Below are 14,526 nucleotides of genomic sequence, written 5' to 3' on the forward strand. Positions count from 1 at the left end.
GGCTCAGAACGGAGATCACGCCCAGCGACTATGGGCCTTCTCAGCCCTCGGAATCGTTGGTTCCGTGCTTCACGCGGCCGTTTACCTGCTGTTGCTGGTGGCCGTGTTCACCGGACGCCCGCCGTTGCCGCCCCCTTCGCAGTGACACTATTGCGTGCAAAATCACAGCCGGATCCCGCGCTGGGCCGGTACTTTATCAAGCAGGGCAAATTTTACAGCCACGTCCCGGATGTTTTCACCGCGCTGCGCGATGTGCTCTTCCCGGATCGGCCCCAGCCATCCTGACGCTTGCTTCAAATGCGGAACTTTTAAGGGATTGACCCCCATCAGCCGCGCGCAGGTGGCATCGACCGCGGGCAGATTCTTTCCCATCACCAGCAGACCCGCATGTTTTGCGTCCCCCATGATAGGCCCGTCCCCCTCCATCCCGACAATCCCGTCCACAATCGCAAAATGCGGCTGCAGCATCGCGTTCAGGTCGAGGATACAGTTGTCGATACCCAGATGATGGAACACATTTTTCGGCCATCCGTACACACAGCCCGGCATGGCGCCGAACAAATTTTTCATGGACAATGTCACGCCAGCCCAGTGATGCGTCTTCATTTTGGGCATTGAAACGATCCAATCCACGGACCGCAACAACTTCGGCACCTCAAACGTCCGCATCGCCGAGCACCCGGCGGTATTTGGCACGGCGACTGTGTCCACGTAATTCAAATCGATAAACCGAATTTTGGCATCGCGCAACACATCCGCCATTCCGGCTGTCTCAAGGATCAATACCGTGTCCCGGCGATGGCCGGCAGCTTCCGCCACCAGCACCTCGGCGGCGCCCAGGGACAAAAAGGCTTCCGCAGCCGCATGTACCACAAGGGGATGGGTGACAATCTGCGGCCGGTTTGGTTCGGGCTCCACAAAATTGGGCTTCAGAAGAATCCTTTTTCCGGAAACATCCGCCGCTCCAACTCCCAAGGCCGCCATTCCGTCCAGGATAATTGTTTTCAGAGGCTTGCCATAGTCTCCGGCCTTGGCGACACAAACATCCGCCCGCTTTCCGTCTTCATACAGCGCGTGGATTCTTTCAAATCCGGCATAGACCAGCAGCCCGCCCGCGGTTCCAATTGCGCCGGTTGCCAGGAATTTCCTGCGCGTCCACTCGGCTTCCTGTTTCGCACCCGGTTTCATTTCAAACCCGCCTCTCCAGCCGCCCGCAGGGTCAGCGGCAAATTTTGAGCGACTTGAACACAAGCCGCCAACATCCCCAGCGATTCACAGTTCAACGCCCCGTAGGAACGCGCCTTTTCAAAGGCCCGCTGCGCCCGCGCCTCGCAATCCGTAACTCCGATTCCCCAGGCCTTCAATGCCAGAATCCCCCAAGCCATCGCGAGGGGAGAACTGATGCCGGCCAACACGCTCTGCAAATAATCCAGAGAACGTTGGACTTTATCCAGGCCGACATGGCCCGCCAAAGCGCAAAGGGCCAGGCCCGTGGTGTCCGGCAATGGCAGGAGTTCCGTATTGAATATGATGGTATTGCCGTAATTCCAGCCTCCGTGCGGCAATTGGCGCTCCAGGAGCATCTCAATTGCACGGGCACAGCGCTCCTCCTTTTCATGGCCGGATGATTTTAGCGCCAGTAAGGCGACTGAAGTGGGAATGACCCAACTGTAAGTCCCGTTATTCCACGGCCAGCCGGAAAAATCAGGGTCGTTGATTTCCGAACCCTTTGGAGGACGGTTGGATCTGACGACTGCATTGTCGTGCAACAGAAATTGAGCCGCCTTTTCGGAGGCCGGAACCATGCCGGGCATCCCGCTCCATGCCAATAGCGCCAACGAGGAAGGCCAGACCGCCGGGTAGCGGTCCAAAGGAAGAACAAGGCTTCCGGAGGAGTCCTGCCAGCTTTCCAGCTTTTGCGCGGTACGCTCGATGCTGGCCGCGTCCGATTGAAGCAGCCGTAACGCCAGAAGCCCCCATGCCGTGGCATCCGCCCGGACTTCAGAGCCCTCTGTGTAGGCAAACCCCCCATCCCCCTCCATCAGACGCTCCAATTCGCGCGCGGCCAAATTGCAAAATTTACTTATATCCATTGCTGGTTGCTTCCATCGTTCAATCTAATGCCCCAGGCAACGGACGCAATGTTTTCCAGCCTTGCGGGAACGAGCCATAAAGGCTACCTTATATTTATGAAGCGGGCGCTCTTTATGGTGGTCGCCAGTGCTTTCCTACACATCTCCGCTGTTCAGGCCCAAACCCCGGATTTTGTCCGCCTCGAACTCAAATCAGGAACCGTTATCTACGGCCATCTGATCGAGCGGGCCGACAAAAGAATTCATGTGGCCGGCGCCTCCGTCAATACCTGGGTTCCGCTTCGCGATTTGTCCGATAAAACCCTGCATCAGTTGGGCCTGTCCACGGATGACGTTACCGTAGAGAACGGCACCATGGGCCTTGATCAAACACGGGTAAAATTGGCCCAATCCGAGTCCCAATATCAGAACTCCAACGCCTATTCTTCCGTGGTTTATACCTTTCCCGACACCCTTTGCTTTTTCCCGATAGGGTGTGGCCGTGTGCCGCACAGCCACTTTGGCTCAATCTGCGGCAGCCATCATTAGCCTGCTTATCCTACACACATCATAATATTCAGTCTGGTTTTTTCATCTGTTGGGGGGGGATGAAAACTGCGGAGGGAGATAAGCAGGCTCTTGCAAAACCGCTTCAAGATAAAGAGGTTCTGTTTCAAAAGAGCTTCCAATTCAAGCGGTTTTGCTTGTAGCCCGGCTGTCGCTGTACCCTCGGTTCCTGCCACACTTTGGAACAGGACACTTTGCTGGGGTTTTCTGAAGCTGTGAAACATCCGGGCTGGAGATGAATAAAATTGAACCTCCAGTCGTCTAACTTTTATGAAAAACAAACGGATATTTTGCAAATCGGGGACCATGGGGCGCATCACCCTGGCCTCGCTCGCATTGGCGGCGAGCCTTGCGTTCCTTCAGCCACAGGCCGCGTTTGCGCGGGATCATGATCAAAACAATCAGGATGGAAAAGGAGCTGGAGGTTCTCAAGGGTCGCAACAGTCCCCCGGCAAAGGCGTTTCGCAGACTTACCATGCGACTCAATCCTTCCACGTTGCAGGGCAAGGCGGCAACAGGGTTTACAACCAGTCCAACTACCATGCTGTCGTAAACCACGGCTCAAGCGGAACCACATTCCAAACGCACAATACGGGGGTTGCCAGCTCACAAACCGCCACGTCGCAGAACATGTGGACGCATCACGATCACAACACTGACTTCCAGACGCATAATGCGGGAGTTGCGACTTCCCAAGCTGTGGCATCCCAGAACGCCTGGATAGGCAATCACAACTCTAACTTCCAGAGGCACGATGCACGTGTTGCCGCATCCCAAACTGTGACATCCCAGAACACCTGGACAGGCCATGACCACAATAACAACCAGCAAATTCAAAGCCAGGCCCGCTTTACTCCTTCAGGAAACCGGGACAATCGTTATCAAGGACGCTGGTTTGCCGCCGACTCCCATCGCGACTGGGACCATGACGGCGATCACTTCTGGCATCATCATCATTACCGCTGGTATGACGGCGGTTGGCTGATTATCGACCTGAATTCCGCTCCCGACTATGCAACATATGATTCGGTCGAAGTTGCGGTTCAGCAAAGACTGGCCGATCAAGGATATTACGATGGCCCCATCGACGGCGATATCGGACCCATGAGCAGCCAGGCAATCGCAAACTACCAGGGCGACCACGGCTTGAGAGTCACGGGAGACATTAACGATCCATTGCTCGAATCGCTGGGATTGGAATAAAACAAGCCGCCTCTAGCGGCCTATGCGCCGCGTTCGGCATCTGTCGGACGCGGTGTGTTCTTTTCTCATTTTGGTTTTTGTCTTCCTCCGTTTTCAGCGCATAATTCCACATGCCTCCCGAGCTCAGCATCGTGATCCCGGCCTACAACGAGGAATCCCTGCTGCCTTCCACCCTCCAGTCCCTGCAAACCGCATTGAACGGTTCCGGCCTCGTTTGGGAGGCGATTGTTTGCGATAACAACTCCACGGACAAAACCGCCGGGATCGCGCATACGCATGGAGCGACGGTTGTTTTTGAATCGCACAACCAGATCGCCCGCGCCCGTAATGCCGGAGCACAGGCCGCCCGGGGCCGCTGGCTGCTGTTCCTCGATGCCGACACGCGGATCAACCCCAGGCTGGCGGGGCTGTTACTTCAGGCCATCCACTCAGGCAAAACCGGAGCTGGCGGGGCCTTGGTGCGATTTGAGGCGGGACAACTCCCTATCATTCCCCGGTTTTTTATCGCAATGTGGAATTGCGTTTCGCGCGTCTCACGGATTGCGGCGGGTTCTTTCATCTTTTGCACGAGGGAGGCATGGGTCGAGACCGGCGGGTTTGATGAAAGCTTTTACGCAGGCGAGGAAATCTTTTTTTCGTTCCGCCTCAAAACCTGGTGCCGCAAGCAGGGCCTGGCATTCAAAATTTTGTCCGAACCGGTTTTGACCTCGGCCCGCAAGCTGCACTGGCACAGCGAGGCGAAAATCTGGGGCGCCCTCTTTCGCGCGGCAATGCCGGGCGCCATTAAGGATCGGGATCGCTGCGCCTTTTGGTATAAACGTCCTGGTGAAATCAAACCCATGCCGTGACGGGTCGGATTCCGCATTTCCGTTGAGGAAACGGTGCTAAGCGACTTTTTCTCAATTTTTATCCCTATTAATCTCCGATGAAGCTATAGTTAAGTCATGGAAAATAAACCGGCCATCAACCGCATCGCCTTTGTGGGCGATTACGTACCGCGCCAATGCGGCATTGCAACCTTCACCTCGGATTTGTGCGAGGCCATCGTCACCGAATTTCCATCCGTGCAATGCTTCGTCGGAGCCGTAAACGACCGGGACGGCGGCTACGATTATCCGGACCGCGTCCGCTTCGAGATCAATGAAAAGGAAATCGATTCCTACCGGCGCGCGGCGGATTTTTTGAACATCAATAATGTCGATTTGGTTTCGGTGCAGCACGAGTTCGGCATCTTCGGCGGCCCTGCCGGCAGCCATCTGCTCGCATTGCTCGGCGACCTTAACATGCCGGTTGTGACAACATTGCACACGATCTTGAAGGAACCCAGCGACTCGCAGCGCCGCGTCATGCTCCAGCTCGCGCAATTGTCGGACCGTTTCATCGTGATGGCCCAAAAAGGGGGCGATTTCCTCCGCGACGTTTACGGTGTGCCGGCGGAAAAAATCGACTTCATTCCGCATGGAATCCCCGACATCCCGTTCGTCGATCCGCATTTTTACAAGGACCAGTTTGGCGTCGAGGGCAAAACCGTGCTGCTCACATTCGGCCTGCTCGGCCCGAACAAGGGCATCGAATACATGATCGAGGCGCTGCCGGAGATTTTGGCAAAGAATCCGAATGTCGTTTACATCGTGCTCGGCGCGACACATCCGGCCCTTATCGCACGGGAAGGGGAATCCTATCGCCTGGGGCTGGAACGGCTGGCTGAAGCGCGCGGCATAAAGAAGAACGTCATTTTTTACAACCGATTCGTCACCATTGAGGAGCTGAAGGAATTCATCGGCTCCGCGGACCTCTACCTCACGCCTTATCTCAACGAAAAACAGATCACCTCGGGCGCCCTTGCGTACACCTTTGGCGCGGGAAAAGCCGTCATCTCGACACCCTACTGGCATGCTCAGGAATTGCTTGCGGAAGAACGCGGGGTGCTGGTCCCGTTCGCAAATTCCAAAGCGCTCGCAGAAGCGGTCAATGATCTTCTGGCCAATCCCAACAAGCGGCATGCCATGCGGAAAAGCGCCTACATGCTGGGCCGTGAGATGATCTGGCCGGTTGTCGCACAGCGCTGCATGGAAAGTTTTGAAAAGGCCCGCGCAGGGCGCGTACACCTGCCGCGCAAGGCGTTCGCAAAACAAACGCTCGAAAACCGTCCCTATCAATTGCCGCCGTTCAAGCTCGACCATTTGTTCCGCTTGAGCGATTCGACAGGAATCCTGCAGCACGCGGTTTTCAACGTGCCAAATTACAGCGAAGGCTATTGCACGGACGACAACGCGCGCGCTTTCATCCTCACTGTTCTGCTTGAGGACATTGGCGGCAAGGCGCATCACGACATGGACCAGCTTGCAACTTCCTATCTTGCATTTCTCTGGGATGCATTCGACCGGACATCCGGGCGCTTCCGCAACTTCATGGCCCACTCCCGCCAATGGCTCGAGAAAACAGGCTCGGAAGACAGCCACAGCCGCGCCTTGTGGGCGGTCGGCACCGCTCTCGGCCGCACCAAAAACCAGGGCTATCGCAATCTTTGCGGCCTGCTTTTCCAGCTCGGACTGCCGGCGGTAAATGATTTCACATCGCCGCGGGCGTGGGCATTCACCCTCATTGCCATCCATGAATATCTGCGCTGTTTTGCGGGCGACCGCGCGGTCAATATGGCGCGTGAAAGTCTCGCCAGGAAGCTCGTCCAGCTTTACCACGACCACAGTGCGGATGATTGGACGTGGTTCGAAACGATTGTGACTTATGACAATCCCAAACTTTCTCACGCGCTCATCCTCACAGGCCATTGGACATCGCAGCCTGAAATGCTCGAGATCGGGCTCAAATCGCTGCGTTGGCTTGCGGAAATCCAGACTTCCGAACAACGCTGTTTCAGGCCCATCGGCTCGAACGGCTTTTATAAAAAGGGGGAAACACGGGCACAGTTCGACCAGCAGCCGGTCGAGGCGCATTCCATGCTTTCCGCCTGCCTCGAAGCGTATCGCGTGACGAACGATCTGTTCTGGCTGAATGAAGCGCGCCGGGCGTTCGAGTGGTTCCTTGGACGGAACGATCTCGGCCTGCCGCTTTATGATTCGGCCACCGGCGGCTGCCGGGACGCCCTGCATTCCGACCGCGTCAACCAAAACGAAGGCGCCGAATCCAGCCTCGCATTCTACCTGTCGCTTGCAGAGATGAGCCTCGCACAAGACTTGCTCCAACTTCCGAAACCGCAGCCGTCATGAGCATTCAAATCCGCCGCCGTGAATTGCAGTTTCTGCCCGATGCCTCGCGCGTCCTGCTCCGTCCGTTCATTCAATCCAATCCCGAACGCGTAACCCACATCATCGAACGCGCGCTTTCGTTGGATGATGACGAAATCGAGCATGAACTGGCGGTCGTCCTGCGCGATTTCGGCACGCGCCACCTTGACCTTGAACCGGCATTGCTGCGGCATTTCGCCAAAGTTCAAAAGCTTGTTCCCACCGGCAGGCCCCTCTCCAAATCTCTTCGCCTCTTGATCGGCGCGCTTTTTACGGGCGAGTATTCGCTCGAATCCGCCGCGCTCTTCAACCCGTCGATTGTTCCGCACCCCTATCAGGGCGACATGCCTGACGGTTCCCTCCGTTTTATTCTCAGCCTGCGCGCTGTGGGTGAAGGGCATGTTTCATCCATCGAGTTCCGTACCGGTGTGATTGATATGCAGGGCGGCATCAAACTGGATGTCGTTTCGCGTCATGTCGTCGCACCCGACATTGTGCCGAACCCGACCTACAACAAAGCCGCGTTCACATTCAAACTCAACGAGATGGGCTTTCAAAACGCCTCCGCCGAAACCATCATGAGTCCGCTCAAGGATAATTTTACGCTCGCCGATCTCGACAAGAGCATATCCGTGTTCACAAACAGCGCAGAGCCGCAAACCCGCGAGGGAACCCGCACGCTCGAGTGCGTGCGCTGGCTCGCGGAATCCAATTATGACCTGAGCTTTTCGCCGGCTCTTGCCGTGAGCGAACGCATTATTTTCCCCGTCTCCCCCAACGAAAGCAACGGCATCGAAGACGCGCGGTTTGTTCGCTTCACTGAAACGGATGGCACCGTGACCTACTACGCGACCTACACCGCCTACAATGGACGCGTGATCCTGCCGCAACTCATCGAAACGCATGACTTCCTGAATTTCCACGTACGCACGCTCAATGGCAGCGCTGTGCAAAACAAAGGCATGGCGCTCTTCCCTCGCCGCATCAACGGCCGCTACGCAATGATCTCACGGCAGGACGATGAAAACCTTTTCATCATGTTCTCCGACAATCCGCATTTCTGGAACGACCCGGCGACCCTGCTGACGCCTGCGCACCCGTGGGAATTGGTAAAAATCGGCAACTGCGGTTCGCCGATTGAGACGGAAGCCGGCTGGCTCGTGCTTACGCATGGCGTCGGCCCGATGCGGCGTTACTGCATCGGCGCGATTCTGCTCGATCTGAACGACCCGTCGCGCGTGATCGGACGCCTGGATGAACCGCTCATCCGCCCCGAGGAATCCGAGCGCGATGGCTATGTGCCCAATGTTGTTTATACCTGCGGCGCGCTGCTCCACGGGCGCGAGCTGATCCTGCCTTACGCCTTGAGCGACAAAGCCTCAGTCATCGCCTCCGTCTCGATCGATGAACTGCTCGAGCAGTTGCATAAAAAATGCTAGGGTTCTTTTGATTTATTACACGGCAGTTTTGTTGTTGATCTGGAGTGCGGTGACAAGCCTTCGTGCTCCATTCTGAATTCTTAATTCCGACTTCAGAATTCCACGCAAATTTTTTCTCTGCGTTCTCTGTGGCTCTGCGGTGAACCCTGCTTGATCCCGGCTCATTCCCACTGACTGCGGATTCCGCCCAGCCACGCCAGCAAAAGCCCCGTCAGGATATGAAACACCAGCACCCAGATACAGAGAGGAACTTCAGCCAGTGGCGTCAGGGTGATGGAAGCCACCAGATCATAAAAACGCGTGTCGCGCATCGACTGGATATATCCGGACCAACTCCAATACGCCGCGATGAACGGCCGTACCACGGTTCCAAGAAAATCCGGCAGCGCAAGAACGGCCCCCGACAACGGAAGCTGGAAGCCCACAAGATAAATCGAAATAAGCGAAGCCTGCTCGGTGGTGCGGGACCAACTCGAAATCGCCAGGCACACCACCGTCATGGCCAGATTGGCCAGAAACAGAAGCAACAATTCCTGAATCGGATCTCCCGGCAATCGGCAAACGATTTTGACCGCAAACGCCATGCACACGGACTGCGCCGCAACCAAAAATACCAGGAACCCGAGCTTGCCCGCGAGGTAACTCCCCACATTCAAGCCTCCAAGTTTTTCCTTTTCAAAAATCAGCCGTTCCGAGGCGATTTCGCGGGCCGCGTTGTTGGAACCCATCAAGGTCAGCAAGACCACCTGGAACATCACAAGGCCTGACACCAGGCTCCCGATATGCGTGGTCTGGATGTTGAATTCCAGGCGCTCCTTCATCACCTGCAGGATCGAGGGATCGGCCTCCATGCTCATATTCTGGATTTGCGGCAGTCCGTTGTAGGCAAACAGGATCACCACCAGCGGGAAAACCACCAACAAGGAAAGTTGGAGGCCGAGCTGGGCATGGTCCCTCAGGAAAAGCCGCCAGCGACGGCAAAACAAAATCCAAAATTGCATGAAAAAGCCGGCCGGCTCCGGCGGGGCTTCGTCCATTTCGGCCTGGTTGAAGGAAAGGATTTCCCCTGATGCCTGCGCCTGTTTCGGAAGGACCGCCTTATAAGTATGGAGCTTTTCCAACCAGAATCCGGGTTCCTCTTCCGCCAGCCGGGGAAATACGTTCTCAGGGCTCGACGCGCTGAAATATTCGAGCAGGAAATCCGGCGGCCCCTGATAGGCCAGCGTGCCCTGGTTCAACACGGTCACGGAATCATAGACGTGAAGATGCCTCAGGCTGTGCGTCACGCTCAGCACGGTTCGCTCGCCGGAAGCCAGGTGCCTCAGCAACTTGACGATTTCATCCTCGGCCTTGGGGTCCAGCCCGCTCGTCACCTCGTCGCAGAGCAATAGGGCGGGATTGCTCACCAGTTCCAGGGCGAGTCCCAGCCGGCGCCTTTGTCCTCCTGACAGAACGCTTGCGCGCCTGTCGGAGATTTCCAGCAGCCCGACATACTCCAAAATCTGCGACACACGCTCGCGGACATCCCGGCCCGCCAATCCGCCCACACGCAGCCTGCAGGCGTTATGCGCGCATTCCCAAACCGTGAGGTGGTCGTGAAAAATGCTGAACTGCGGAACATAACCGAGTTCCGCGGGCTCCAGGTCATGCTCCTCGGCCAGGTCACGGCCGCGCCAATGGATTTTCCCGTTTGTGCTTTCCATCAATCCGGCGATGACTTTCAGGAGGGTGCTCTTCCCGCAGCCCGATGCTCCCACGATTGCCGCAAAGTGCCCCGCCGGATAAAACAATGAAATGTCCTTCAGCAGCGCCTGCGGGTTTTCCACAGGGCCGCGCTCGACAACGATATCGCTGAGTTGAAGCATGAGGCGTCATGATGGCGGTGGCGGATGGATGAAACAACCCAAATGATTGAACACGTTTTTTACAGAAAGATCGCGAAGGGGAATACAAGGTTTAACCACGAAAATCACGAACAACGAATTGGCCGCAAAAAGGCGCAAAACACGCAAAAATAACAAGGAACCAAGAACTCAGAACCAAGAACGCTTTTTATCAGCGCTTAAAAACGACCTTTGCATTTGACGCGGATTTGCCAATAGTAAATAAATTACCCGGAAAAAATCTTATGCCTTGCCCCATCCACAGCGACCCCGATCCGTTCAAGGAGGCCCGCAAAAAAGACGGCATCCTCGTCAATGAATTTCAAGGGAAGCCCATCCCGATGATCCTGCGGCACGAGGAGTTGCGCGCCGTGACCAAGGACTGGCAGACATTCAGTTCCGACGCCCCGATGCGCGTCCCGATTCCGTCGGAGGAAAATGTCCGCACGGTGCGCCAGTTGCCGCTGGAAATTGATCCGCCGGACCACACCGAATATCGCGGGATTGCCGAGCCGTTTTTCAACCGGGCCAAACTCCCGGAGGTCGTTGCCCGGGTGGAAGCCCTGGTCGCCGAACTTCTCACCGATGCGCTCCAGCGCGAATCCATCGAGCTTGTGCGCGAGTTTGCCATTCCGTTCCAATCGCGCGCGCTGGCAATTCTGACCAACATGCCGGATGAGGAGGCGAAAATCTGGATCGGCTGGGGTACGCACATTTTTCGCGAAGGTCCGGGCGAAAAGAAGGGCGCCGCCCTTGAAATCTATCTCAACAGCCTCTATGACCGGGCCGAGGCAAATCCCGGCGACGACTTTTTCAGTGCGATAACACGGGCGACGTTTCAGGGCCGCAAGCTCACGCGCGAGGAGATGCTTGGTTACGGGAGCATCATGTTTGCGGGCGGGCGCGACACGGTGATCAACTCGATCAGCGGCGTGATCGGCCATCTTTCCAGGAGCCAGACGGACTTTGAATACCTCCGCGAGGATCCCAAGCGGATCGTGAACGCGGCCGAGGAGTATTTTCGCGCGATTTCACCCGTCACACACATTGCCCGGATGTGCCCGCACAAAACCGAAGTACATGGCGTGACTGTTGAGCCCGGAGAACTGGTTACACTTTGTTTTGCCTCGGCCAATCATGACGAGACGGTTTTCCCCGCGCCGGAAGAAGTCCGGCTGGACCGCAAACCCAACCCGCACGTTGCCTTCGGATTCGGTCCACACCTTTGCCTCGGCGCCGCCCATGCGCGCCTGGTGGTAAGGAGCCTTCTCAAGGGCCTTTGTGAAAAGGTCCAGCAAATCATAACGATTGAACAAAAGGAAAAGGTCGAGCGCGAAACCCGTTACAACCGGCCGCTCTCCTTTGATTCGCTGACCGTCCGCTTCAAGGCGCGTTGAGGTTGTCATTTGTTTGGCTGGAGTCCCAGCAGTGAGGGTGTCATACTGACACTGAAATGTTGCCATCAAGCCCCAGAATCGCCCTGCTCGCGTGTGCGGTTATTGGCCTCGGTTTTTCGGCAATCGGACGCGCAGCAGACCCGGAAAAGCCGGCAACGCTTTCCGAAGTGCGTACCTGGGGCGACTTGCTGGCGCAGAAACCGGTGGAGATTCTAAAACCTTGGGGACATGACGGCCCATCAAAATCCCGCCAGTCATTCAAGATCGGCATCGATCGTACAAGGAGCATGCGTTATGGTGGCGTTGTGCTGTATTGTTTGGTACAGGGCGACGCCAAGCAGTATGGTATATGGGGGGGAGAAGATTCTTCACTTGGGCCGTTTTGGTTTAAAATTCAGCCACCAGGTGACATCGCGCGGACGCTGAGTAGCGGCTTTGATATCGATGGTCCATTACATCAACCCGGTGCAGCGGTTCTCTACATGAAAACCATCCCGCTGGATTTGGCGGGAGATTATTCCATCTATGTGGAAGGGCTGGCGAGTGAACAGAATTCCAAAAATGCAACTCGTACCATTATTGCCCAAGCAACGGTAAAAGTATCCGGGGTATCGACAATACTCTGGATGCCCTGGATGAAGTCTCAAAGTAATGCTGAAAATAATGCCAGCCCAGCCGACGACCATTATAGTGTGATGAATGTCGCCAATCCTTCCAGCGGAGTTGCACTCCCAAAATGTGAAGGTTGGGAACCTATTGTTATCCCGAAACTTTCCGATATTAAATATCTTCTCCCGGAGTTCATTCCCTCCAAGCCGGATGCGGGCTTGCAATTGGCCTTGGAAGGCAACGACCTTGTCATGAATTTCGACGAGGAAATCTCCACACATTTTTCCGATGAACATTTTCTCACGCGCTGGTGGGTGAATGGTAAGCCCTTTATTCCCAAGCTGGAGATATTGGGGAATGCAATCAAATCACGCGCATTGGATGCAAAAGAGATGAGTGTACGGGATGAGCATTTCAGGATGGAGTTTCATCCTGAAGTTCTTGGCGTGAAAAAGGGCGACACAGTTGGCGTACAACTTCTCTTTTGTCCTCACGGCTGGGAATATGTCGGGCCAGCACAAATGGCCCAAGCACAAGAATCACGGGCAAAATTGGCAGGTATATCGGCGAATCTGGAGATCCCGTCCATTTCCCGTCTCTCGAACCGCATCGATTTTATCTATTCCGGCGATCCCAAGTCGATTGCGCAGCCCTAAGTTTTTAGTCTTAAGCGTTCTTTGCGATCTTCCTGTAAAAAGGCATCTGGCTTTTGATCCAAAAACAAAAACCCCTTGTCTTCCCCCGTATCAGGGGGATGAATGCAGCTTGCCCAATACCCATGCGTGGCTTTCCCATTGTTTGGCTGGAGTCCCAGCAGTGATGGTGCCATACTGACACTGAAATGTTGCCATCAAGCCCCAGAATCGCCCTGCTCGCGTGTGCGGTTATTGGCCTCGGTTTTTCGGCAATCGGACGCGCAGCAGACCCGGAAAAGACGGCAACGCTTGCCGAAGTGCGTACCTGGGGCGACTTGCTGGCGCAGAAACCGGTGACGCTGCAAATAAAAGCATCTCCAGCGGAAAAACAAGATGCGACGTCCGTTGAGAAAAAGCCCCTCAGCTTCCGACTTGGAATCGATCGTACCCACGCAAAACTCTACGGGGCCGTCGTGCTTTACTGCCTTGCACAGGGCGACACTCCCAAACTGGAGCAACAGCAAACAAACTATAATGACCCCTGTATTGGGCCATTTTTGATCCAGATTCAAGGTCCGCTTGAAAACGAAAGAGCCGAAGCCGCTAGAAACATGGTCATGGATCGCTTCATGATTAGCTATCCCATCATGGTGCATTGTGACGCGCTTTTCATGAAGCCCATCCCGCTGAACCAGAAAGGCTCCTATCTCATCACGGTGCAACAGGCGTTGGGCGGTGACAAGGTTCAAGCCCTCGCCTCGGTCAAAGTGATCGTTTCTTCGGAATCGGAAGTGCTCTGGACACCTTGGATGGAACCCAATGTAGATATTGAGAATAATGCTCAACCAGTCGAGGACTACAGCGAGATGAATGTTGTCAATCCTTCCGCCGGAATAGCCTTACCGAAATGCGATGGCACGGAACCGATATTCTTCAACACACTTTCAGACGCAAAACATCTTCTTCCGGAATTCATTTCCAACAGGCCAGACGCGGGCATTCAACTAACCCTGAAAGGGAAGGAGCTTATCGTAATGCTCGACGAGGAAACCTCTATTTATTTTCCTGATGAACGCTTCCTTACGCGTTGGTGGGTGAATGGAAAACCATTCCTTCCGAAGGTGAAACTCCCGGAGGGTACTATGGTAAAATCTCGTGCGCTTGGCGCAGCAGATACGCGTGTGAAAGAAGTGCATTTCAAGATGGAATTTTATCCTGAAGTTCTTGGCGTTAAAAAAGGCGACACAGTCGGCGTACAGCTTCTCTATTGTCCTCGTGGCTGGGAATATGTAGAGCCTCCGCATCAAGCGCGGGAAGCAATGACATCGTTTGCCTCTAAAAAGGACGCGTATCCCAAACTCATCTCCCGCCTGTCGAACCGCATCGACTTTATCTATTCCGGCGATCCCAAGTCGATTGCGCAGCCCTAACCCGGCGTGTCTCGCGTGCTTTTGAATAGCCACGTGTTAGTGCGCC

Annotated in this window: 11 protein-coding genes; 8 read left to right on the plus strand and 3 right to left on the minus strand. The window is 55.4% G+C overall.

The window, feature by feature from the left end:
• Nucleotides 1–162: 162 nt before the first annotated feature.
• Nucleotides 163–1,188 carry a DUF362 domain-containing protein gene (locus PHD76_00755; GenBank protein MDD5260354.1) on the minus strand — a complete coding sequence of 342 codons (1,026 nt, stop codon included), beginning with the start codon at nt 1,186–1,188 and terminating at the stop codon, nt 163–165.
• On the minus strand, nt 1,185–2,069 hold the full coding sequence (locus PHD76_00760; protein MDD5260355.1) for a terpene cyclase/mutase family protein: 885 nt from the start codon (nt 2,067–2,069) through the stop codon (nt 1,185–1,187). The genes PHD76_00755 and PHD76_00760 overlap by 4 nt, the downstream gene beginning before the upstream one ends.
• A 120-nt stretch (nt 2,070–2,189) precedes the next feature.
• Between PHD76_00760 and PHD76_00765 the strand changes: the two genes are divergently transcribed.
• From PHD76_00765 to PHD76_00785, 5 genes are all read left to right on the plus strand, one after another.
• The gene (locus PHD76_00765) at nt 2,190–2,621 is read left to right on the plus strand and encodes a hypothetical protein (protein ID MDD5260356.1); all 432 of its coding nucleotides are present in this window, start codon (nt 2,190–2,192) and stop codon (nt 2,619–2,621) included.
• A gap of 288 nt (nt 2,622–2,909) precedes the next feature.
• A complete protein-coding gene (locus tag PHD76_00770) occupies nt 2,910–3,842 on the plus strand; it encodes a peptidoglycan-binding domain-containing protein (protein ID MDD5260357.1) in 933 nt (310 codons plus the stop codon).
• 110 nt (nt 3,843–3,952) lie between these two features.
• Nucleotides 3,953–4,690 carry a glycosyltransferase gene (locus tag PHD76_00775; GenBank protein MDD5260358.1) on the plus strand — a complete coding sequence of 246 codons (738 nt, stop codon included), beginning with the start codon at nt 3,953–3,955 and terminating at the stop codon, nt 4,688–4,690.
• A 96-nt stretch (nt 4,691–4,786) separates the two neighbouring features.
• Nucleotides 4,787–7,069: a glycosyltransferase family 4 protein gene (locus PHD76_00780; protein ID MDD5260359.1), complete on the plus strand. Its 2,283-nt coding sequence runs from the start codon at nt 4,787–4,789 to the stop codon at nt 7,067–7,069.
• Entirely contained in the window at nt 7,066–8,526 is a 1,461-nt protein-coding gene (locus PHD76_00785; GenBank protein ID MDD5260360.1) for a glycoside hydrolase family 130 protein, read from the plus strand. The genes PHD76_00780 and PHD76_00785 overlap by 4 nt, the downstream gene beginning before the upstream one ends.
• A gap of 161 nt (nt 8,527–8,687) precedes the next feature.
• Here the strand turns inward: PHD76_00785 and PHD76_00790 are convergent, their stop codons facing one another.
• On the minus strand, nt 8,688–10,391 hold the full coding sequence (locus PHD76_00790; GenBank protein ID MDD5260361.1) for an ABC transporter ATP-binding protein: 1,704 nt from the start codon (nt 10,389–10,391) through the stop codon (nt 8,688–8,690).
• Between the two features lie 263 nt (nt 10,392–10,654).
• Here PHD76_00790 and PHD76_00795 point away from each other — a divergent pair, with 263 nt between their 5' ends.
• The 3 genes from PHD76_00795 to PHD76_00805 all read left to right on the plus strand — a co-directional run bounded on the left by PHD76_00795 (nt 10,655) and on the right by PHD76_00805 (nt 14,480).
• A complete protein-coding gene (locus PHD76_00795; GenBank protein MDD5260362.1) occupies nt 10,655–11,806 on the plus strand; it encodes a cytochrome P450 in 1,152 nt (383 codons plus the stop codon).
• A 56-nt stretch (nt 11,807–11,862) separates the two neighbouring features.
• Nucleotides 11,863–13,071, plus strand: coding sequence for a hypothetical protein (locus PHD76_00800; protein MDD5260363.1), 1,209 nt, complete (start codon nt 11,863–11,865; stop codon nt 13,069–13,071).
• A 185-nt stretch (nt 13,072–13,256) separates the two neighbouring features.
• Nucleotides 13,257–14,480, plus strand: coding sequence for a hypothetical protein (locus PHD76_00805; protein MDD5260364.1), 1,224 nt, complete (start codon nt 13,257–13,259; stop codon nt 14,478–14,480).
• Nucleotides 14,481–14,526 lie beyond the last annotated feature (46 nt).

It is taken from the genome of Candidatus Methylacidiphilales bacterium (assembly GCA_028713655.1).
Taxonomy (GTDB): Bacteria; Verrucomicrobiota; Verrucomicrobiia; order Methylacidiphilales; family JAAUTS01; genus JAQTNW01.

Coding starts and splice junctions, on each gene's coding strand:
- PHD76_00780 (MDD5260359.1), top strand. CDS start 4,787: ATGGAAAATAAACCGGCCATCAACCGCATCGCCTTTGTGGGCGATTAC.
- PHD76_00795 (MDD5260362.1), top strand. CDS start 10,655: ATGCCTTGCCCCATCCACAGCGACCCCGATCCGTTCAAGGAGGCCCGC.
- PHD76_00790 (MDD5260361.1), bottom strand. CDS start 10,391: ATGCTTCAACTCAGCGATATCGTTGTCGAGCGCGGCCCTGTGGAAAAC.
- PHD76_00770 (MDD5260357.1), top strand. CDS start 2,910: ATGAAAAACAAACGGATATTTTGCAAATCGGGGACCATGGGGCGCATC.
- PHD76_00805 (MDD5260364.1), top strand. CDS start 13,257: ATGTTGCCATCAAGCCCCAGAATCGCCCTGCTCGCGTGTGCGGTTATT.
- PHD76_00775 (MDD5260358.1), top strand. CDS start 3,953: ATGCCTCCCGAGCTCAGCATCGTGATCCCGGCCTACAACGAGGAATCC.
- PHD76_00800 (MDD5260363.1), top strand. CDS start 11,863: ATGTTGCCATCAAGCCCCAGAATCGCCCTGCTCGCGTGTGCGGTTATT.
- PHD76_00755 (MDD5260354.1), bottom strand. CDS start 1,188: ATGAAACCGGGTGCGAAACAGGAAGCCGAGTGGACGCGCAGGAAATTC.
- PHD76_00785 (MDD5260360.1), top strand. CDS start 7,066: ATGAGCATTCAAATCCGCCGCCGTGAATTGCAGTTTCTGCCCGATGCC.
- PHD76_00765 (MDD5260356.1), top strand. CDS start 2,190: ATGAAGCGGGCGCTCTTTATGGTGGTCGCCAGTGCTTTCCTACACATC.